We start from the raw sequence: 15413 nt of genomic DNA on the forward strand, positions 1-15413 counted from the left end.
GTCACCCGCCCGGGGACCGTGCTCGACGCGCCCCCGCCCGTCCCGCGGGCGGGGCGCTCCCTTCCCTTCTCGCTCTCAGGGGAGCAGTTCCACATGGCCGAATCCCTTGGCGCGCCGAGCTCCGGCGCGCCCCTGGTCACCCTCTTGACCGAAGGCACCTATCCGCACAGCCACGGCGGCGTGAGCGTGTGGTGCGACCAACTCGTAGTCGGAATGCCGGACTTCGACTTCCAGGTCATAGCGGTCACCGGCACCGGGCGGGAATCCCTCGCCTGGGAGCTGCCCGCGCATGTCGCCGAACCCGTCAGCGTCCCGATGTGGGGTCCCGACCCCACCGGGGCACCGCCGCGCGGCCGCAGGCTGCGCCGGCTGATGACCACATACGAACGATTCCTGACCGCGCTCCTCGATCCGGCAGCCGAGGAGCACTTCGGCTCCTGCCTGTACGAACTGGCCCGCTCGGCGCGCGAGGGGGGACTCGCCCCGGCACTGCGCACCGACGGCGCCGTGCACACGCTGGTGCGCGTGTGGAACCGGCCCGAGCTGCCGGTGTACGCGGCCCGGCCCACCCTCCACGACGCCCTCACCGCCACCGACCTGCTCGAACACGCGCTGCGGCCGCTCACCGCCGCGCCACCGGAGCGGGGCGTCGCCCACGCCGTCAGCGGTGGCATAGCCGTGCTGCCCGGTCTGGTCGGCAGCCATCTGCACGGTGTGCCGCTGCTCCTGACCGAACACGGTGTCTATCTGCGCGAGCGCTACCTCGGCTACCGCACCGGCCCCTACCGCTGGCCGGTGAAGGCGCTGCTGCTCGGCTTCTTCCGGCTGCTCGCCGAGGAGACGTACCGCGTCGCGGCCCTCGTCACCCCCGGCAACCGCTACAACCGGCTGTGGGAGGAGCAGGGCGGGGCGCCCCCTGAGCTCATCCGGACGGTCTACAACGGCGTCGATCCGGCCGCGTTCCCGCCCGCCGGCCCCGAGCCCGGGACGCCTACGCTCAGCTGGGCGGGACGCGTCGACCCGATCAAGGACTTGGAGACCCTGATCCGGGCGTTCGCCCTCGTACGCAAGGAGCTGCCACAGGCACGGCTGCGACTGTTCGGCGGCACGCCCCGCGGCGGTGAGGCCTACCGGGAGCGCTGCGAGTCGCTCGCGGCGGAGCTCGGGCACCAGGACGCCGTCGCCTTCGAGGGCCGGGTCGACGACATCCGGGACGCGTACGCGGCGGGCAGTGTCGTGATGCTGTCCAGCATCAGCGAGGGCTTTCCGTTCACCCTGATCGAGGCCATGTCCTGCGGGCGCGCCACGGTCTCCACCGATGTCGGCGGGGTACGCGAAGCCGTCGGCGACAGCGGTCTGGTGGTGCCGCCGCGGGAACCGGAGGCGATGGCCCGCGCGGCACTGGAGCTGCTGCGCGATCCCGGGCGGCGGACCGCGATGGGCGAAGCGGCGCGGCTGCGGGTGATCGAGCAGTTCACCCTCCGCCAGACCGTCGACACCTTCCGCTCGATATACCTCGAACTCGCCCTGGGCGCACAGGAGTCGACGGCCGCTGCCTGGCGGGCGGAGGTACTCGCATGAGTGGCCCGCTGCGCCTTCTGCCGGGCGACGGCGACACCCTGCCGGCCCTGCCCAGACCCCGCGCCCGCACACGGCGCCGGCCCAGCTGGGCCGAGGACCCGATCGACGAGCTCGCCGAGCGTCTGGTCGAGCAGGTCGCCACGGCCGTCCACCCCTACGAGGTGGCAGCTCTGCTGGAGTCCGACGGCCTGACGGGCGATCAGATATCCGAACGCTACGGTCGTCCCGACCTGTTCACGCTCGCCGGCGACCTGTACGCGCGCGTGCCCCGCCACTATCCCGAGCCGCCGCCCGCGCCCGACCCCTGGCGGCCCGACCATCTGCGCTGTGCGCTGCGGGGTCTGGTCTTCGCCCTGCCCGGCCTCGCCTATGTGCTGGGCGCCGGGCTGTGGCACGGCAGGGCGGACCTCTCCGGACTGATCGCATCGGCGCTGGCGGCCTGGGCGTGGAACCAGGGGCTCAGCCACCGGGCGTATCTGCGGCTGGCCGCCGAGGGCCGGGCCGCCGCCGGGCGGACCCTGCGCATCGGCGCACCGGCCGGAGCGCTGGGGGCCGCGGCCACGGGCCTTGCCGTGTCCGGGCCGGGTACGAGCGCGGCCTTCGCGGCCGGGCAGTCCTGCTATCTGGCGGCGGCGAGTGTTCTGCTGGTCTTCGGCCGCGAACGTGCCCTGCTGCTCACCCTGGTGCCCGTCGCGGCGGGCGCGGGGGCCGTGCAGGTGTGGCAGCTGCCGATTGCACTCGTCCTGGGACTGCTGCTGGCGACCGTGCTGCTCGCGGTGCTGGCCGCCGCTCACGCGATCCGCGCGGCCGTCGGGTCGGAGCCGACGGCCGCGGGTACCACTCCTCCCCTTCTACGGTCGCTCCCTTACGGCCTGTTCGGACTGGCGGCGGGCGTTCTCGCGGCACTGGCGGGGGCCGAGGATCCTCGCTCGGTCGTCGTCCTCACGCTCAGCATGGGCTTCGCCGAGTGGCTGCTGTACCGCTACCGCTCGCTCGCGCTGACCGCGCTGCGCGAGAGCACCACCGGACGCGGCTTCGTCCTGCGCTCCGGCCGGGCCCTGGCGTACTGCCTGGGCGCCTATCTCACGGTGCTCGGTGCCGGCGCGCTCCTCGCGGGAACCTCGCCCGCTGCCCTGCTCGCCCTGGGGGCCCTGCTCTGGACCGCGCTGCTGCTCCAGGCGTTCTCACTGGCCTGGGTCCCCGCCGCGCTCACACTCGCCACGGCCGTGGCCGAGGCGGCGGCGCCCTTCGCCGGGATTCCGTCAGGCCCGGCCCAACTGATCTTCCGTACCGCCGCGGCCTCGGTCCTGGTCGCCGCCGCCTGCCGGCTCCTCGGCCGGCCCACCCCACACCGCTGAACCACCGCACCCGACCCACGACAACAGGAGCAACGCCTGTGACATCCAACGCGCTTGTCGCCGTCACCGGAGCCGAGGGCTTCATCGGATCGCATCTCACCGAAGCCCTGGTGGCCTCCGGTTTCCGGGTCCGCGCCATGGCCCAGTACAACTCCTTCTCCTCTTACGGATGGCTGGAGACGCTCGCCCCTGACGTCCTCGAACAGGTCGAGATCGTCCTCGGCGACGTCCGTGACGCGGGCTCCGTGCACCAGCTCGTCGAGGGCACCGAAGCCGTCTACCATCTGGCCGCGTTGATCGCGATCCCGTACTCCTACCAGGCGCCGCACAGCTACGTGGACACCAATGTCACGGGCACCCTCAATGTGCTGGAGGTGGTGCGCAAGCTGGGGATCCCCCGTCTGGTGCACACCTCCACCAGCGAGACGTACGGCACCGCCCAGACCGTCCCGATCACCGAGGACCACCCGGTCAACACCCAGTCCCCGTACGCCGCTTCCAAGGCGGGCGGCGACCGGCTGGCCGACAGCTACCACGCCAGCTTCGGCACCCCCGTCGTCACCCTGCGCCCCTTCAACACCTTCGGGCCCCGCCAGTCGATGCGCGCCGTCATCCCGACCGTGATCGGTCAGGTCGCGGCGGGCGAGAGGGTCATCACCCTCGGGGACCTGCGCCCCACCCGCGACTTCCTGTACGTCAAGGACACCGCCCGCGCCTTCCTCGCCGCGGGCACCGCGCCCGCCGAGGCCGTCGTCGGCCGCACCTTCAACGCGGGCACCGGCTCGGAGATCTCGGTGGGCGAACTCACCCGGCTCATCGGCAAGCTGATGGACACCGACCTCGACGTGCGAGAGGACCCCGAGCGCATCCGGCCGGCGGCATCCGAGGTGATGCGGCTGGTGGCCGACGCCACCCGGCTGCGCACGGCCACCGGCTGGGCGCCCGGACACGACCTGGAACAGGGGCTCGTCCGCACCATCGCGTTCTTCCGCGACCCCGCCAACCTCGCCCGGTACAAGACCGGCATCTACAACATCTGAACGCGTCCGCAAGCGCCACCCACCCGCAACGACAGGGGAGTCTCCATGCACGCAGTGATCCTGGCCGGAGGCAAGGGCGTCCGGCTGCGCCCGTACACGACCGCACTGCCCAAGCCGCTGGTGCCCATCGGCGACCAGCACGCCATCCTGGAGATCGTGCTGCGCCAGCTGGCAGCGGCCGGATTCAAGACCTGCACCATCGCGATCGGCCATCTGGGCCACATCATCCGCGCGTATGTCGGCAACGGCTCGCAGTGGGGGCTGCGCGTCGGCTACTCCACCGAGGAGAGTCCGCTCGGGACCATGGGACCGCTGCTCACCATGATGGACCGGCTGCCCGAGGAGTTCCTCGTCATGAACGGCGACATCCTCACCGACCTCGACTACGGAGACGTGATCGAGCAGCACCGCAACTCCGGCGCGCCCCTCACCGTGGCGACGTACGCCCGCAAGGTCTCCATCGACTTCGGAGTACTCACCACCGAGTCGGGCCGGGTCGTCGGTTTCGCCGAGAAGCCGAGCATGGACTACCGCGTCTCCATGGGCGTGTACGGCCTCAACCGGGAGACACTGGCCGGCTACACGCCCGGACTGCCGCTCGGCTTCGACGAGCTGGTCCTCGACCTGCTCAAGGCGCAGAACCCGCCGCACGCCTACGACTTCGACGGCTACTGGCTCGACATCGGACGGCCCGACGACTACGACAGGGCCAATGCGGAGTTCACCACCCACCGCGGCCTACTCCTCAAGGGAGCGTGAGGGGTTCCGTGCGCATCCTCCTCCTGGGCTCCACCGGATTCCTGGGCGGTCACACCGCCGAGCGGCTGCGCGCCCTGCCGGGCGTGCGGCTGCTCGTCGGCGGACGGTCCGCGGGCGCCGATGTGCCCCTCGACCTCACGGACGGGCCCGGCCGGCTCGCTGACGCGCTGCACGCCGCCGCGCCGTCCGTCGTCGTCAACTGCGCCGGTTCGGTGGCCGGCAGCGCCGTGCACCTCACCGACGTCAACGCGCGCGGCCCGGCCGCGCTCTGCGAGGCCCTGCGGGACGCGGCGCCCGACGCCCGGCTCGTCCACCTCGGGTCGGCCGCGGAGTACGGTCCGACGGCGCCCGCCGAGCCGGTCACCGAAACCGCGGCGACGCGGCCGTCGAGTCCGTACGGCGCCACCAAACTCGCCGGCACGGTCGCCGTCACCTCCTGCGGCCTTGACGCGGTCGTGCTGCGCGTCTTCAACCCGGTGGGCCCGGGGGCTCCCGCGGCGGGCCTGCCCGGGCGGCTGGCCGCGGAGCTGCGGCGGGCCGGTGACACGGGCGACGCGGTCCGGGTGGGTGATCTGTCCGCGCACCGGGACTTCGTCGACGTACGGGACGTGGCGGAAGCGGCGGTGCGGGCGGCGACCGCCGAGCGAGGGCTGCCGCCCGTGCTGAACATCGGCAGCGGCCGGGCCACTCAGGTGCGGGAGCTGGCCGACGGGCTGGTGCGGACGGCCGGATTCCGGGGCCGGCTGGAGGAGTCGGGCGCGGGGTCCGCGCGTTCGACGGCGGTCTCCTGGCAGTGTGCTGACATCACCGCAGCCTGCGACGCGCTCGGCTGGCGGCCCGAGCGCACCCTGGAGGACTCGCTGTGCGATCTGTGGGCGTCCTCGCTCCCGGCCGGGGCGGCCCGATGAGGGTCGCGGCGAGGGCCGAGGGCGGAGCGTCGTGACGCTGCTGGTGCCGATGTATGTCCACCCCGCCGTCGATCCGGGTGCCTGGCGTGTCCTCGCCGCGTCCTCGTCCCGGCTGTACGGCGTGGTGCTCAATGTCGACGACGGTCCCGGAGCCTCGCCCGACCCGGCTTTCGTCGCCGCGGCCGAGGATCTGCGGGCGGCCGGAGTGCGTCTGCTCGGGTACACGGACACCGACTACGGACGACGCCCGGCGCGTGCGGTCGCCCGGGACTTCGAGTGCCATCGCGACTGGTACGGCACGGACGGGTTCTTCCTCGACCAGGTCGCCCCGGACCCGGCCGGGCTGCGCCACTACCGGCGTCTCGCCCGGGCCGCCCGCTCGCGCGGGGGCCGGACTCTCGTCCTCAACCCGGGCGCCCATCCCGCACCCGGGTACGCCGCAGTCGGCGATCTGCTGATCACCTTCGAGGGCGACTGGGACGCGTACTGCACCGCACCGGCCGCTCCGGCCTGGACCAAGGACCATCCGCCCAGCAGGTTCGGGCATCTGGTCCACGGCGTTCCCAGCGGGCTCTGCCGTCTCGCGGCCCGGACGGCCGAGATGCGCCGTGCCGCCGTCCACTGCGCCGTGTCCGGCCACGGCCCCAATCCCTGGTCGGCTCTGCCGCCCGCCCTCCGGAAGGCCCCATGACGCTCCCCACTTCCCGTCGCCGGACGGCGCTGTCCGCTCTCGTCCTGGCTCTCGTCGTCCTGGCGGGCTGCTCGTCCTCCCGGCCGGAGCCCGCTCCCCGGCAGGGGCGCTGGGTGCCGCGGCCGGGCACGGCATGGCAGTGGCAGCTCGACGGACGGATCGACACGGATGTCGACGTGCCCGTCTACGACATCGACGGGTTCGAGAACGACGCGAGCACCGTCCGCACGCTCCACCGAGACGGCCGCAAGGTGATCTGCTACGTCAACGCGGGCGCCTGGGAGTCCTTCCGCCCCGACCACGGTGACTTCCCGGCGTCCGTACGCGGCCGGCCCAACGGCTGGTCGGGCGAGCGCTGGCTCGACATCCGGCGGATCGACATCCTCCGCCCGCTGATGGCCGAGCGGATGGATCTCTGCCGCGACCGGGGCTTCGACGCGGTGGAGCCCGATCTCCTGGACGCCTATCTCAACGAGACCGGCTTTCCACTCACTCCCGCGCATCAGCTGGCGTACAACCGCATGATCGCCGGCCTCGCCCATGACCGCGGGATGTCGGTGGGCCTCAAGAACGATCTGCCTCAAGTCGCCGAACTGGTCGGGGACTTCGACTTTGCCGTGAACGAGGAGTGTGCACAGTACGGCGACTGCGCGGCGCTGACGCCCTTCGTGAAGGCCGGGAAGGCGGTCTTCCACGTGGAGTACGCACTCCCGGTCGACAAGTTCTGCAAGCGGGCGCGCCAGTTGGGTCTCAGCTCCATGCGCAAGAAGCTCGATCTGGGCGTGTGGCGGCAGCCGTGCTGAGGCCGAACGGCGCTGCTGGGGGCGGCGGCCGGAGCCACTCGCTCAGGACGCGGCGAGCACGGCCTGTACGGTCTTGCCGCCGCCGGGTCCGCATCTGACGGCGAAGTGCTGGGTGAGCTCACGCACCATCACGATGCCCCGCCCGCTCTCGTCCGTCTCCAGGGGGGAGCACAGTCTCGGACATATCGGACTGTCGTCCTCCACTTCTACGGTGACCAGCCCGGGGTCGACGTGCAGTCGCAGCCTGCAGCCGCTGTGGCCGTGCCGGGTGGCATTGGTGACCAGTTCGGACACGACCAGCGTCGCGTCCTTGACCTGGTCGCCGGACACCCCGCCGCCGCAGCCTCGGGTGAGGAAGGTCGTGGTCAGATGCCGAGCCCAGCGAGCGGACGTCTCCGCCTGTGGCAGGAGATACGTCGCGCGTGCGGCGCGCCGACGGGAGCGCCTGGGCGCACGCATGTCATCACTCCGTTCCGATAGGAATCAGCCAGTAGGGCGGAGCAGGGCGGCCGCCGGCCATCGCTTGCGCAACGACAGGCCCCTCACCCCTGTGATTCCCCGGGGACGTGATCGGCAATCGGCCACGGGCCTCAGAGCACCGGCGCTCCCCTGCCACGTGCGATGAAGCCGTTCTTGGAAATGGTGCATTGCTCCTGGTCACGCCCGGGGTTGCCTGCCTATGCCTGCTTGAGCAACTCCTCGTACACCTCGTACGTCCGCCGGGCCACCTGGTCCCAGCCGAACTCCCGCACCGCCCGCTCCCGTCCGGCCGCGCCCATCCTGGCGGCTCCGTCCGGGTCGTCGAGAATCCGGTTCACCGACTGGGTGAGGCCGGTCTCGAAGGCTTCCGGGTGCCTGGCGTCGTACGGCACGAGCAGCCCGGTGCGTCCGTCGTCCACGACCTCCGGAATACCGCCGACCGCGGACGCGACGACGGCCGTGCCGCAGGCCATGGCCTCCAGGTTGACGATCCCCAGCGGCTCGCACACGGAGGGGCAGATGAACACCGCGGCGTGGCTGAGCAGTTGGATGACCTGGGGGCGCGGAAGCATCTCGGGGATCCAGTGGACCCCGTCCCGTACCCGGTCCAGCTCCTCGTAGAGCTCGCGGAACTCAGCTCCGGTCTCGGGCGTGTCCGGGGCTCCCGCGCAGAGCACCAGCTGGGTCTCCGGGTCGAAGGAGCGGGCGGCGCGCAACAGGTGCGGCACGCCCTTCTGGCGGGTGATGCGCCCGACGAAGAGGGCGAAGGGGCGGTCCGGGTCGAGCCCGATCCGCTCCAGCGCGTCCGTGTCGTCGTCGGGGCGGTACATCCGGGTGTCGATGCCGTTGTGGACGACGCGTACGCGGTCCGGGTCGAGGGCCGGATAGCAGGCGAGGATGTCGGCGCGCATCTGGTGGGAGACGGCGATCACGGCGTCGGCGGCCTCGATCGCGGTGCGTTCGGCCCAGCAGGACAGCGCGTAGCCGCCGCCCAGTTGTTCGGCCTTCCAGGGGCGCAGCGGTTCCAGGGAGTGGGCGGTCACCACATGCGGTACGCCGTAGAGCAGTTTGGCGAGATGTCCGGCGAGGTTCGCGTACCAGGTGTGGGAGTGGACCACATCACGGCCGTGCAGTTCGGCGGCCATCGCCAGGTCGACGGAGAAGGCGCGCAGCGCGTCGTTGGCGTTCTCCAGGCCGGCGAGGACTCGGTGGCGCAGGACTCCTTCGGCCTCACCCTCGCCCCAGCAGTGCACCTCGAGATCGGCGAGGGCACGTAATTCGCGGGCGAGGAACTCCACATGGACTCCGGCGCCGCCGTAGACGTCCGGCGGGTACTCGCGCGTGAGCAGTCCCACCTTCACCGGTAATCACCTCGCGAAGGCGTTCGGCTCGGACCCGGCGGCCCGATGCGCAGCCAGGAGTCCGGGGGTCGGCCCCCGGGAAGAAACAGCACTCCATGATGGTCACTCACCGAGGGCGTGCGGGGAAGAGCACGGTCAGTGTCACTCCGCATCCGTCGGCGTCGATCGGCGTGGGTGGGCTTCGGTCCGCTCATCGGGCGGACCGCCGGGGCGGGTGGTCGAAAAGGCAGTCGCCGCAGAGACCGCCGCCGGGGCAGCGGTAGTAGAGACAGCAGGTGCGCCGCCGCATGGCGGGGCCCGCGACCGTGTCCGAGAGATCGGGGTGGGCGAAGAGTCCGACGGCGAGCGCCGAGGTGCGCTGCGCCACGTCGGTGCGCCCGCCGCGCAGCGCCCAGGCCCGCAGTTCGCGTACGGCTCCGGCGAGCGCGGAGCCCGCGTTGCCCCACAGCAGCCGCCGTGAGATCCGGGTGTCGGCGGTGAGCGCGTCGGCGAGCGGGACGAGATGGCCGTACTGCACCGCCTCGCGGACCGTGTCGGCGCTCGCCTGAAGGGTGCCCGAGCCGGTCAGGCACAGATCGTCGGGCGAGCCGAGCCGCGGGTCCCAGAGCAGACCGGCCGGATCCAGGTCGGGAAGCTCTCCGTTGATCGCGGCGGACCCGAGGGCCACGGACCAGAGCCGGGCCGCGAGCCCGAGGTGCGCGACCGAGGCGGCGACCCGGCGCTCGGGGGTCCGCAGCCGTGTGGCGACCGTGTCGACCCGGTCCTTGAGGGGGACGGAGTCGCCCGCGTACAACCGAGCCAGCGGCATATGCCCCTCGCCGGGTTCCCCGGTCCGCAAGGCGAAGAATCCGCCCACGGACCCCACCTCGTGCAGGTCCACGCCCACGTTCCGCCCTTCTGCCGTCAGCTTCGTGTCAGCCCTTTGTCCCCCGCTGTCCCCGCCCGCCACCGTAGCGATAGCGTCGGCACAGCTCACCCCCGCTGACCTGCCCACCCGTCGCAAGGGGGACTTTTGACCTAGGCTCGTACTACGTCGGCAGTACGTCCAAGTGCCTGCTCAAGGACGACGACGCGAACGCTGAAGAGGGAGATCGTGGTCCCTATGAGTTCCCTCGCGCTGGCCGTGGTGCTGTCCCTGGTCTCCGCGGTCGCCTACGCGGCCGGGGCGATCATGCAGGAGCATGTCGCTGCCTCCACATCGGCCCGTCCGTACGCCCCGCTGCACCATGCCGCGTGGTGGGTCGCCGTCGCCCTCAACGGCCTCGGCGCCCTCCTGCATGTCGTGGCACTGGCGTACGGCCCGCTGAGTCTGGTCCAGCCGCTCGGCGCGCTGACGATCGTCTTCGCCCTGCCGATGGCCGCGCTGTTCGTCCACCGCAAGGCCGGTGCCGCCGCCTGGCGCGGCGCGATCACGGCGACGGTCGGTCTCGCGGGCCTGCTGGCGCTCACCGGCACGGCGGAGTCCCACTCACTGGACGGCGGGCAGCGCGGGGTGCTGGCCGGAGCGACCTTGGGCGGTGTGGCGCTGCTCTTCCTGGTCGCCCAGACCGTGAACCGGCCGATCATCCGCAGTGTGCTGCTGGCCGCCGCCGCAGGTACGGCCTTCGGCATCGCCTCGGTGTTCACCAAGACCGTCGCGGTGGACTGGTCGTGGTCCTCGCCGTTGGCCCAGTGGCCCAGCCTGCTGGTGATCGCCGCGCTGGCCATCGGAGGTCTGCTGCTCTCCCAGGCCTCCTACCGCGGCGCGGGCCTCGCGGCCCCGCTGGCCACGGTCACGGTCGTCAACCCCGTGGTCGCCGCGGCGGTCGGCCTCACGATGTTCGGCGAGTCCTTCCGGTACGGCGTGCCGGGAACCGTGTGCGCCCTCGCCTTCGGCGTCGTCGCGGCGAGCGGGCTGATCCTGCTCACGACGGAGCGGATCAAGGCGACGCGGGCCGAGGCGGCGGCCGAGGCCGAGGCGAAGGTGCGCTCATCGGCGTCACCGGCGCGCCCCTCCCGGCAGCCTGCGCGCCGCCGGGAGCCGCGTCTGCTCCACACCGACGCGCGGGTGCTCCCCTCAGAGCGAGACTCCGCCGGACCTCAGGTAGGCGACGGGATCGATGTCGGACCCGTATCCCGGACCCGTACGAACCTCGAAATGGAGATGCGGCCCTGAGGCGTTGCCGGTGGACCCGGACCGGCCGATCCGCTGGCCGCTGCCGACCTGTTGGCCGGAACGCACGGTGAGCGCCGACAGATGGGCGTACTGGCTGTACTTGCCGTCATTGTGAAGGATGACGACCTGGTAGCCATAGGCTCCGCCCCAGCCGGCCGAGACGACACGGCCGGCCGCGACGGCCTTGACGGAGGTTCCGGTGGCGACAGGGAAGTCCACGCCGGTGTGGTAGCCACTGGCCCAGGAGGATCCGGCCTTGCGGTACGGGGTGCCGGGGTTCGCGTCCACCGGCGCGCTGAGTCCGCCCCGGTGGGCCGGCGCGGCCGCGTGCACCTGCTTGGCAGGGTGCTGCCTGGGCTTGGCCTGCTGCTTCGGCTTCTCCTGGTGCGGGCGCTGCTCCCGCGGCCTGGGCCTCGGCTGCGTCTGCGGCTTCTGTTTGCCGGGCACCTCGATACGCAGGATCAGCTTCTGGCCGGGGCGGATCAGATCCGGATCGCTTCCGATCACGGTGCGGTTCTGCGTGTACAGCCGGTGCCAGCCGCCGACGACGTCCTCGGCGTTCGCGATCCTGGAAAGCGAGTCTCCGAGGGCGACGGTGTAGCCCTCGCGGTGGGTGGGCACGGTGGTCGGGGTGGCCTTGCGGGGTGCGGCGGGCTTGCGCGGCGCGGGCGCCCTGCGCTGGCCCTTGGCCTCCTGCCCCTTGGCCGGCGCGATCTCGGGGGCAGCGCCTTGGCGGGTGAGGCCGGCGCGGTCGGAGCAGACGGGCCACGCGCCGGGTCCCTGGCCCTTGAGGACCTTTTCGGCGATGGCGATCTGCTGGTCCCTGCTGGCGAGGTCCGCGCGCGGGGCGAACTGCCTGCCGCCGTACGCCTCCCAGGTGGACTGGGTGAACTGTAACCCGCCGTAGTACCCGTTGCCCGTGTTGATCTTCCAGTTGCTGGTGGACTCGCAGGCCGCGACCTTCTCCCAGACGTCCACCGACGCGGCATGGGTGGTGCCCGCGCCGATGAGCGGTAGCGCCATCCCCGCCCCGCCCACGGTCACCGTCAGAGATGCACGATTGATGCGGCTCGGCTGGTATCGGCGGTGCCGACCGGTTGCGGCCATGGTGAAACTCCCCCACTGACATGTTGGTCACGCATGCAGTCACGTAGCAAGCGGCAACCTAGGTGCTGGGCACGGACCGTGACAAGGCTTCAGGCCCGGCGCACTGAGGACGGACGGCCGCCCCCTCGCGCCAGGAAGTCGGCGAGCGGCAGGGTCGCCGCGCCGACGGTGACCGCGTCCGGTCCGAGCCGTCCCAGCTCGATGCCGGTGCGGTGGGCGGCGTGCCGCAGGGCGTACTCCCCGGCGTACCGACGCACCTCGGTCAGCAGGTGCGGGCCGATGAGCAGCCCGGCCCAGCCACCGATGAGGCTCACGGGAGCCGCGCCCGCCGCCGAACCACATCTCGGCCTGGCCGAGGGTCTTGGCGCCGGTGTCGATGAACAGGGGTACGTCGGCGGGTACTTCGACAGCCTCCCGGAGCAGCTTCTCGAACGGCACGGCACTCCAGCCGATGGTCTGGCCGTACACGATCGCGCCATGCGCGCCCTGCTCGATGATGCCGGGGACGCCGATGCCGATCAGCAGTCCAGCGGTGGGCGCGACCCGCAGCAGGGTGCGCGGGAGGCTCGGCGTACTCGGACGTCCGCGCGGACGGGACCGTCGACGACCCGGACCGCGCCCGGTACCTGGAGGAGCATCTGGCCGCGTGCGGACGCGCCGCACGCCAAGGGGCCCCGGTCGCCGGGTACTTCGCGTGGTCGCTGATGGACAACTTCGAGTGGGCGTACGGCCACGACAAGCGGTTCGGGCTCGTCCATGTCGACTACCCGACGCAGCGCCGCACCATCAAGGGGAGCGGGCACCGGTACGCGGGCATCATCCGCTCGGCGGCGCTCCGGGCGCGCCGGGCGGCCTGGTCCCGGGCGGACTCGTCATCCGTGGGCCGACGAAGAAATCCGGGTCGGACACCGTCCGACCCGGATTCTCTTCGTCACCGGCCTCCGCCGCCCGCTCCGGCCACGAGGCGCGGGCCCGGTGCACGAGTTCCTCGGCGCATCGGTCGGGGGCGGGCCCTCCGAGACCCGGCTCAGCCGGTCGCGGCCTCGTCGATGCGCCGCCGCAGGCGCCGCATCCCGCGGAGCCACCGCTCGGTGTCGGTTGCCCGGAAGGCGTAGTGGTCCCGTACTTCCGCGTGGGGAAGGATGAGGAACCGCCCGTCCGCGAGCCCCTCCATCACGGAGTCGGCGACCTGCTCGGGTTCGAGGACGGTGCCGCCCAGCACCGCCTTCGCTGCACCGCCGGTCTTCTCGTACATCTCGGTGCGGACACCCAGCGGGCACACGACCTGGACCGTCAGACCCCGGTCGCCGTAGGTGGCCGACAGCCACTCGGCGAAGGCCAGCGCGCCGTGCTTGGAAACGGAGTAGGGGGCCGATTCGAGGTGGGTGAGCAGGCCGGCGGCGGAGACCGTGGCCAGGAAGTGACCACGCCCCCGCTCCAGCCACGGGCCGATCAGCTGACGCGCGACCCGCACGTGGCCCATGACGTTCACCTGCCAGACCTGGTCCCACACATCCTCGGGGGCATGCTCCCCACCGCCGGGCTCGATGCCCGCGTTGGCGCAGAAGAGGTCGATCTCGCCGAGGTGGGCGCGCGCCGCCTTCACCATGGCGGCCACGCTCTCCTCAGCGCCCGCGTCGCCCGGTACCGCGAGTCCGCCGACCTCTGCTGCCACCCGGGCGGCTGCCGCCGCGTCCAGATCGTTGACCACCAGCCGGGCCCCCGCGGCGGCGAACCGGCGGGCGAGCGCCGCCCCGATCCCCGACCCGGCACCCGTGACGACCACACCTGCGTCTTCGAGCTCCATGGCTGCCACCCCCTACTCCGCGATCTTGAGCACGAGCTTGCCGAGGTTCTCACCGCGGAACAGCCGCAGCAGGGTCTCGGGGAATGTCCCGACTCCGCCGGAGACCACGTCCTCCACCGACTTCAGCCGCCCCTCCGCCTGCCATCCGGCGAGCTCCTTGACGGCCTCGGCGTAGCGGTCGGCGTAGTCGAAGACCACCATGCCGGTCATGGAGGCGCGGTTGACCAGCAGCGACATGTAGTTGCTCGGGCCCTTGACCGGCTCGGTGTTGTTGTACTGGGAGATCGCGCCGCAGATGACGATCCGGGCGCCGCGCGCCAGCCGGGTCAGCACCGCGTCGAGGATGTCGCCGCCGACGTTGTCGAAGTAGACGTCCACACCGTCCGGCGCGTGCTCGCGCAGAGCCTTGCGCACATCCTCGCTCTGGTAGTCGATCGCGGCGTCGAACCCGAACTCCTCCACCACCGAACGGCACTTGCGCTCGCCGCCGGCGATGCCGATGACCCGGCAGCCGAGGATCTTGGCGATCTGGCCGACCACGTTGCCGACCGCGCCTGCCGCGCCGGAGACCACGACGGTCTGGCCCGGCTTCGGGCGCCCGATGTCGAGCAGGCCGAAGTAGGCCGTCATGCCCGACATGCCGAGCAGGCCGAGATGCACGGGCAGCGGAGCCAGCGCCGGATCGACCTTGGTGACACCCCGCCCGTCGGAGACGCAGTACTCCTGGACACCGAACAAGCCAGACACGTGGTCTCCCACCGCGAACCCGGGGTGCCGGGAGGCGACGACGCGGCCCACGGCGCCGGCGCGCATCACCGCGCCGATGTCCACCGGCGGAATGTATGACCTGCCCGCGTTCATCCAGCCGCGCATCGCCGGGTCGATCGACAGACAGAGCACCTGCACCAGAAGTTCGCCGTCGCCCGGCTCACCCACTGGCTCCTCGACGTGCTCCCAGTCGGTGGGCCGGGGCTGCCCCACAGGGCGTGCGGCCAGGCGCAGTTGGCGGTTGGTGCGGCTCATCTCCGCGGCTCCTTGGCGGTGGTGGGCGAATCCGGCATGCGGCGCGAGGCCGCAGCGGGGTACTCGGGCGACTACAACGTACCAACTGGTCGGTACGTGGTAGTCGTGAGGCTAGGTGCTGCCCTGCCGGGAGGCAAGTGGTCCCGGCGGCGCGAGTGGCCGGCGTCACATCACCGGCGAGGTGGGGCCCGGTGGCGTGCGTCCTCGGGCGGTGGTGGGGCGCTGCCGGACCGGACCCGGAGCCGAGCGCGCTGCCCGCTCGGCTTCCGGGCAGCGCCCGAAACGTTGCCCGCGGGCGGACACCTCCGCCCCGGGCCGGTGGGCCCGGCCGGAATGCGGA

General features: G+C 72.1%; 14 protein-coding genes and 2 pseudogenes. 9 read left to right on the forward strand and 7 right to left on the reverse strand.

Annotated features, from left to right (window positions below):
* The first annotated feature begins 93 nt into the window (after positions 1-93).
* The 7 genes from pelF to OG293_RS03835 are packed head-to-tail and all read left to right on the forward strand — an operon-like array spanning position 94 to position 7140.
* On the forward strand, positions 94-1581 hold the full coding sequence (pelF, locus tag OG293_RS03805) for a GT4 family glycosyltransferase PelF (protein ID WP_405997331.1): 1488 nt from the start codon (positions 94-96) through the stop codon (positions 1579-1581).
* Positions 1578-2939 carry a hypothetical protein gene (locus OG293_RS03810; protein ID WP_405997332.1) on the forward strand — a complete coding sequence of 454 codons (1362 nt, stop codon included), beginning with the start codon at positions 1578-1580 and terminating at the stop codon, positions 2937-2939. Before pelF ends, OG293_RS03810 begins: the two co-directional genes overlap by 4 nt.
* 38 nt (positions 2940-2977) lie before the next feature.
* Positions 2978-3979, forward strand: a complete 1002-nt coding sequence (locus OG293_RS03815) for an SDR family NAD(P)-dependent oxidoreductase (RefSeq protein ID WP_405997333.1) — start codon at positions 2978-2980, stop codon at positions 3977-3979.
* A gap of 45 nt (positions 3980-4024) precedes the next feature.
* Positions 4025-4738, forward strand: a complete 714-nt coding sequence (locus OG293_RS03820; RefSeq protein WP_405997334.1) for an NDP-sugar synthase — start codon at positions 4025-4027, stop codon at positions 4736-4738.
* An 8-nt stretch (positions 4739-4746) separates the two neighbouring features.
* Complete coding sequence (locus OG293_RS03825) at positions 4747-5646, forward strand: NAD-dependent epimerase/dehydratase family protein (protein ID WP_405997335.1); 900 nt, start codon at positions 4747-4749, stop codon at positions 5644-5646.
* Between the two features lie 31 nt (positions 5647-5677).
* Entirely contained in the window at positions 5678-6337 is a 660-nt protein-coding gene (locus tag OG293_RS03830; protein ID WP_405997336.1) for a spherulation-specific family 4 protein, read from the forward strand.
* On the forward strand, positions 6334-7140 hold the full coding sequence (locus OG293_RS03835) for an endo alpha-1,4 polygalactosaminidase (protein ID WP_405997337.1): 807 nt from the start codon (positions 6334-6336) through the stop codon (positions 7138-7140). Before OG293_RS03830 ends, OG293_RS03835 begins: the two co-directional genes overlap by 4 nt.
* Positions 7141-7182: 42 nt before the next feature.
* Here the strand turns inward: OG293_RS03835 and OG293_RS03840 are convergent, their stop codons facing one another.
* The 3 genes from OG293_RS03840 to OG293_RS03850 all read right to left on the reverse strand — a co-directional run bounded on the left by OG293_RS03840 (position 7183) and on the right by OG293_RS03850 (position 9861).
* Positions 7183-7599 carry an ATP-binding protein gene (locus tag OG293_RS03840; RefSeq protein WP_405997338.1) on the reverse strand — a complete coding sequence of 139 codons (417 nt, stop codon included), beginning with the start codon at positions 7597-7599 and terminating at the stop codon, positions 7183-7185.
* 218 nt (positions 7600-7817) lie between these two features.
* Positions 7818-8981 carry a glycogen synthase gene (gene glgA, locus OG293_RS03845; RefSeq protein ID WP_405997339.1) on the reverse strand — a complete coding sequence of 388 codons (1164 nt, stop codon included), beginning with the start codon at positions 8979-8981 and terminating at the stop codon, positions 7818-7820.
* Between the two features lie 190 nt (positions 8982-9171).
* Positions 9172-9861: a (2Fe-2S)-binding protein gene (locus OG293_RS03850; RefSeq protein ID WP_405997340.1), complete on the reverse strand. Its 690-nt coding sequence runs from the start codon at positions 9859-9861 to the stop codon at positions 9172-9174.
* A 222-nt stretch (positions 9862-10083) separates the two neighbouring features.
* Here OG293_RS03850 and OG293_RS03855 point away from each other — a divergent pair, with 222 nt between their 5' ends.
* On the forward strand, positions 10084-11136 hold the full coding sequence (locus OG293_RS03855; RefSeq protein WP_405997341.1) for a DMT family transporter: 1053 nt from the start codon (positions 10084-10086) through the stop codon (positions 11134-11136).
* On the opposite strand, the gene OG293_RS03860 is transcribed toward OG293_RS03855, so the two are convergent.
* Positions 11038-12243: a transglycosylase family protein gene (locus OG293_RS03860; protein WP_405997342.1), complete on the reverse strand. Its 1206-nt coding sequence runs from the start codon at positions 12241-12243 to the stop codon at positions 11038-11040. The genes OG293_RS03855 and OG293_RS03860 overlap by 99 nt on opposite strands.
* A gap of 89 nt (positions 12244-12332) precedes the next feature.
* A pseudogene (locus tag OG293_RS03865) lies at positions 12333-12780 on the reverse strand (sugar kinase); the annotation flags it as partial.
* A gap of 26 nt (positions 12781-12806) precedes the next feature.
* Here OG293_RS03865 and OG293_RS03870 point away from each other — a divergent pair.
* Positions 12807-13097, forward strand: a pseudogene (locus OG293_RS03870) (family 1 glycosylhydrolase); the annotation flags it as partial.
* 173 nt (positions 13098-13270) lie between these two features.
* On the opposite strand, the gene OG293_RS03875 reads toward OG293_RS03870, so the two are convergent.
* Both OG293_RS03875 and OG293_RS03880 read right to left on the reverse strand, forming a co-directional pair.
* A complete protein-coding gene (locus tag OG293_RS03875) occupies positions 13271-14050 on the reverse strand; it encodes an SDR family oxidoreductase (protein WP_405997343.1) in 780 nt (259 codons plus the stop codon).
* A gap of 12 nt (positions 14051-14062) precedes the next feature.
* A complete protein-coding gene (locus OG293_RS03880) occupies positions 14063-15073 on the reverse strand; it encodes an NADP-dependent oxidoreductase (RefSeq protein WP_405997344.1) in 1011 nt (336 codons plus the stop codon).
* Positions 15074-15413: the final 340 nt, after the last annotated feature.

This window comes from Streptomyces sp. NBC_00829 (assembly GCF_045161795.1).
Taxonomy (GTDB): Bacteria; Actinomycetota; Actinomycetes; order Streptomycetales; family Streptomycetaceae; genus Streptomyces.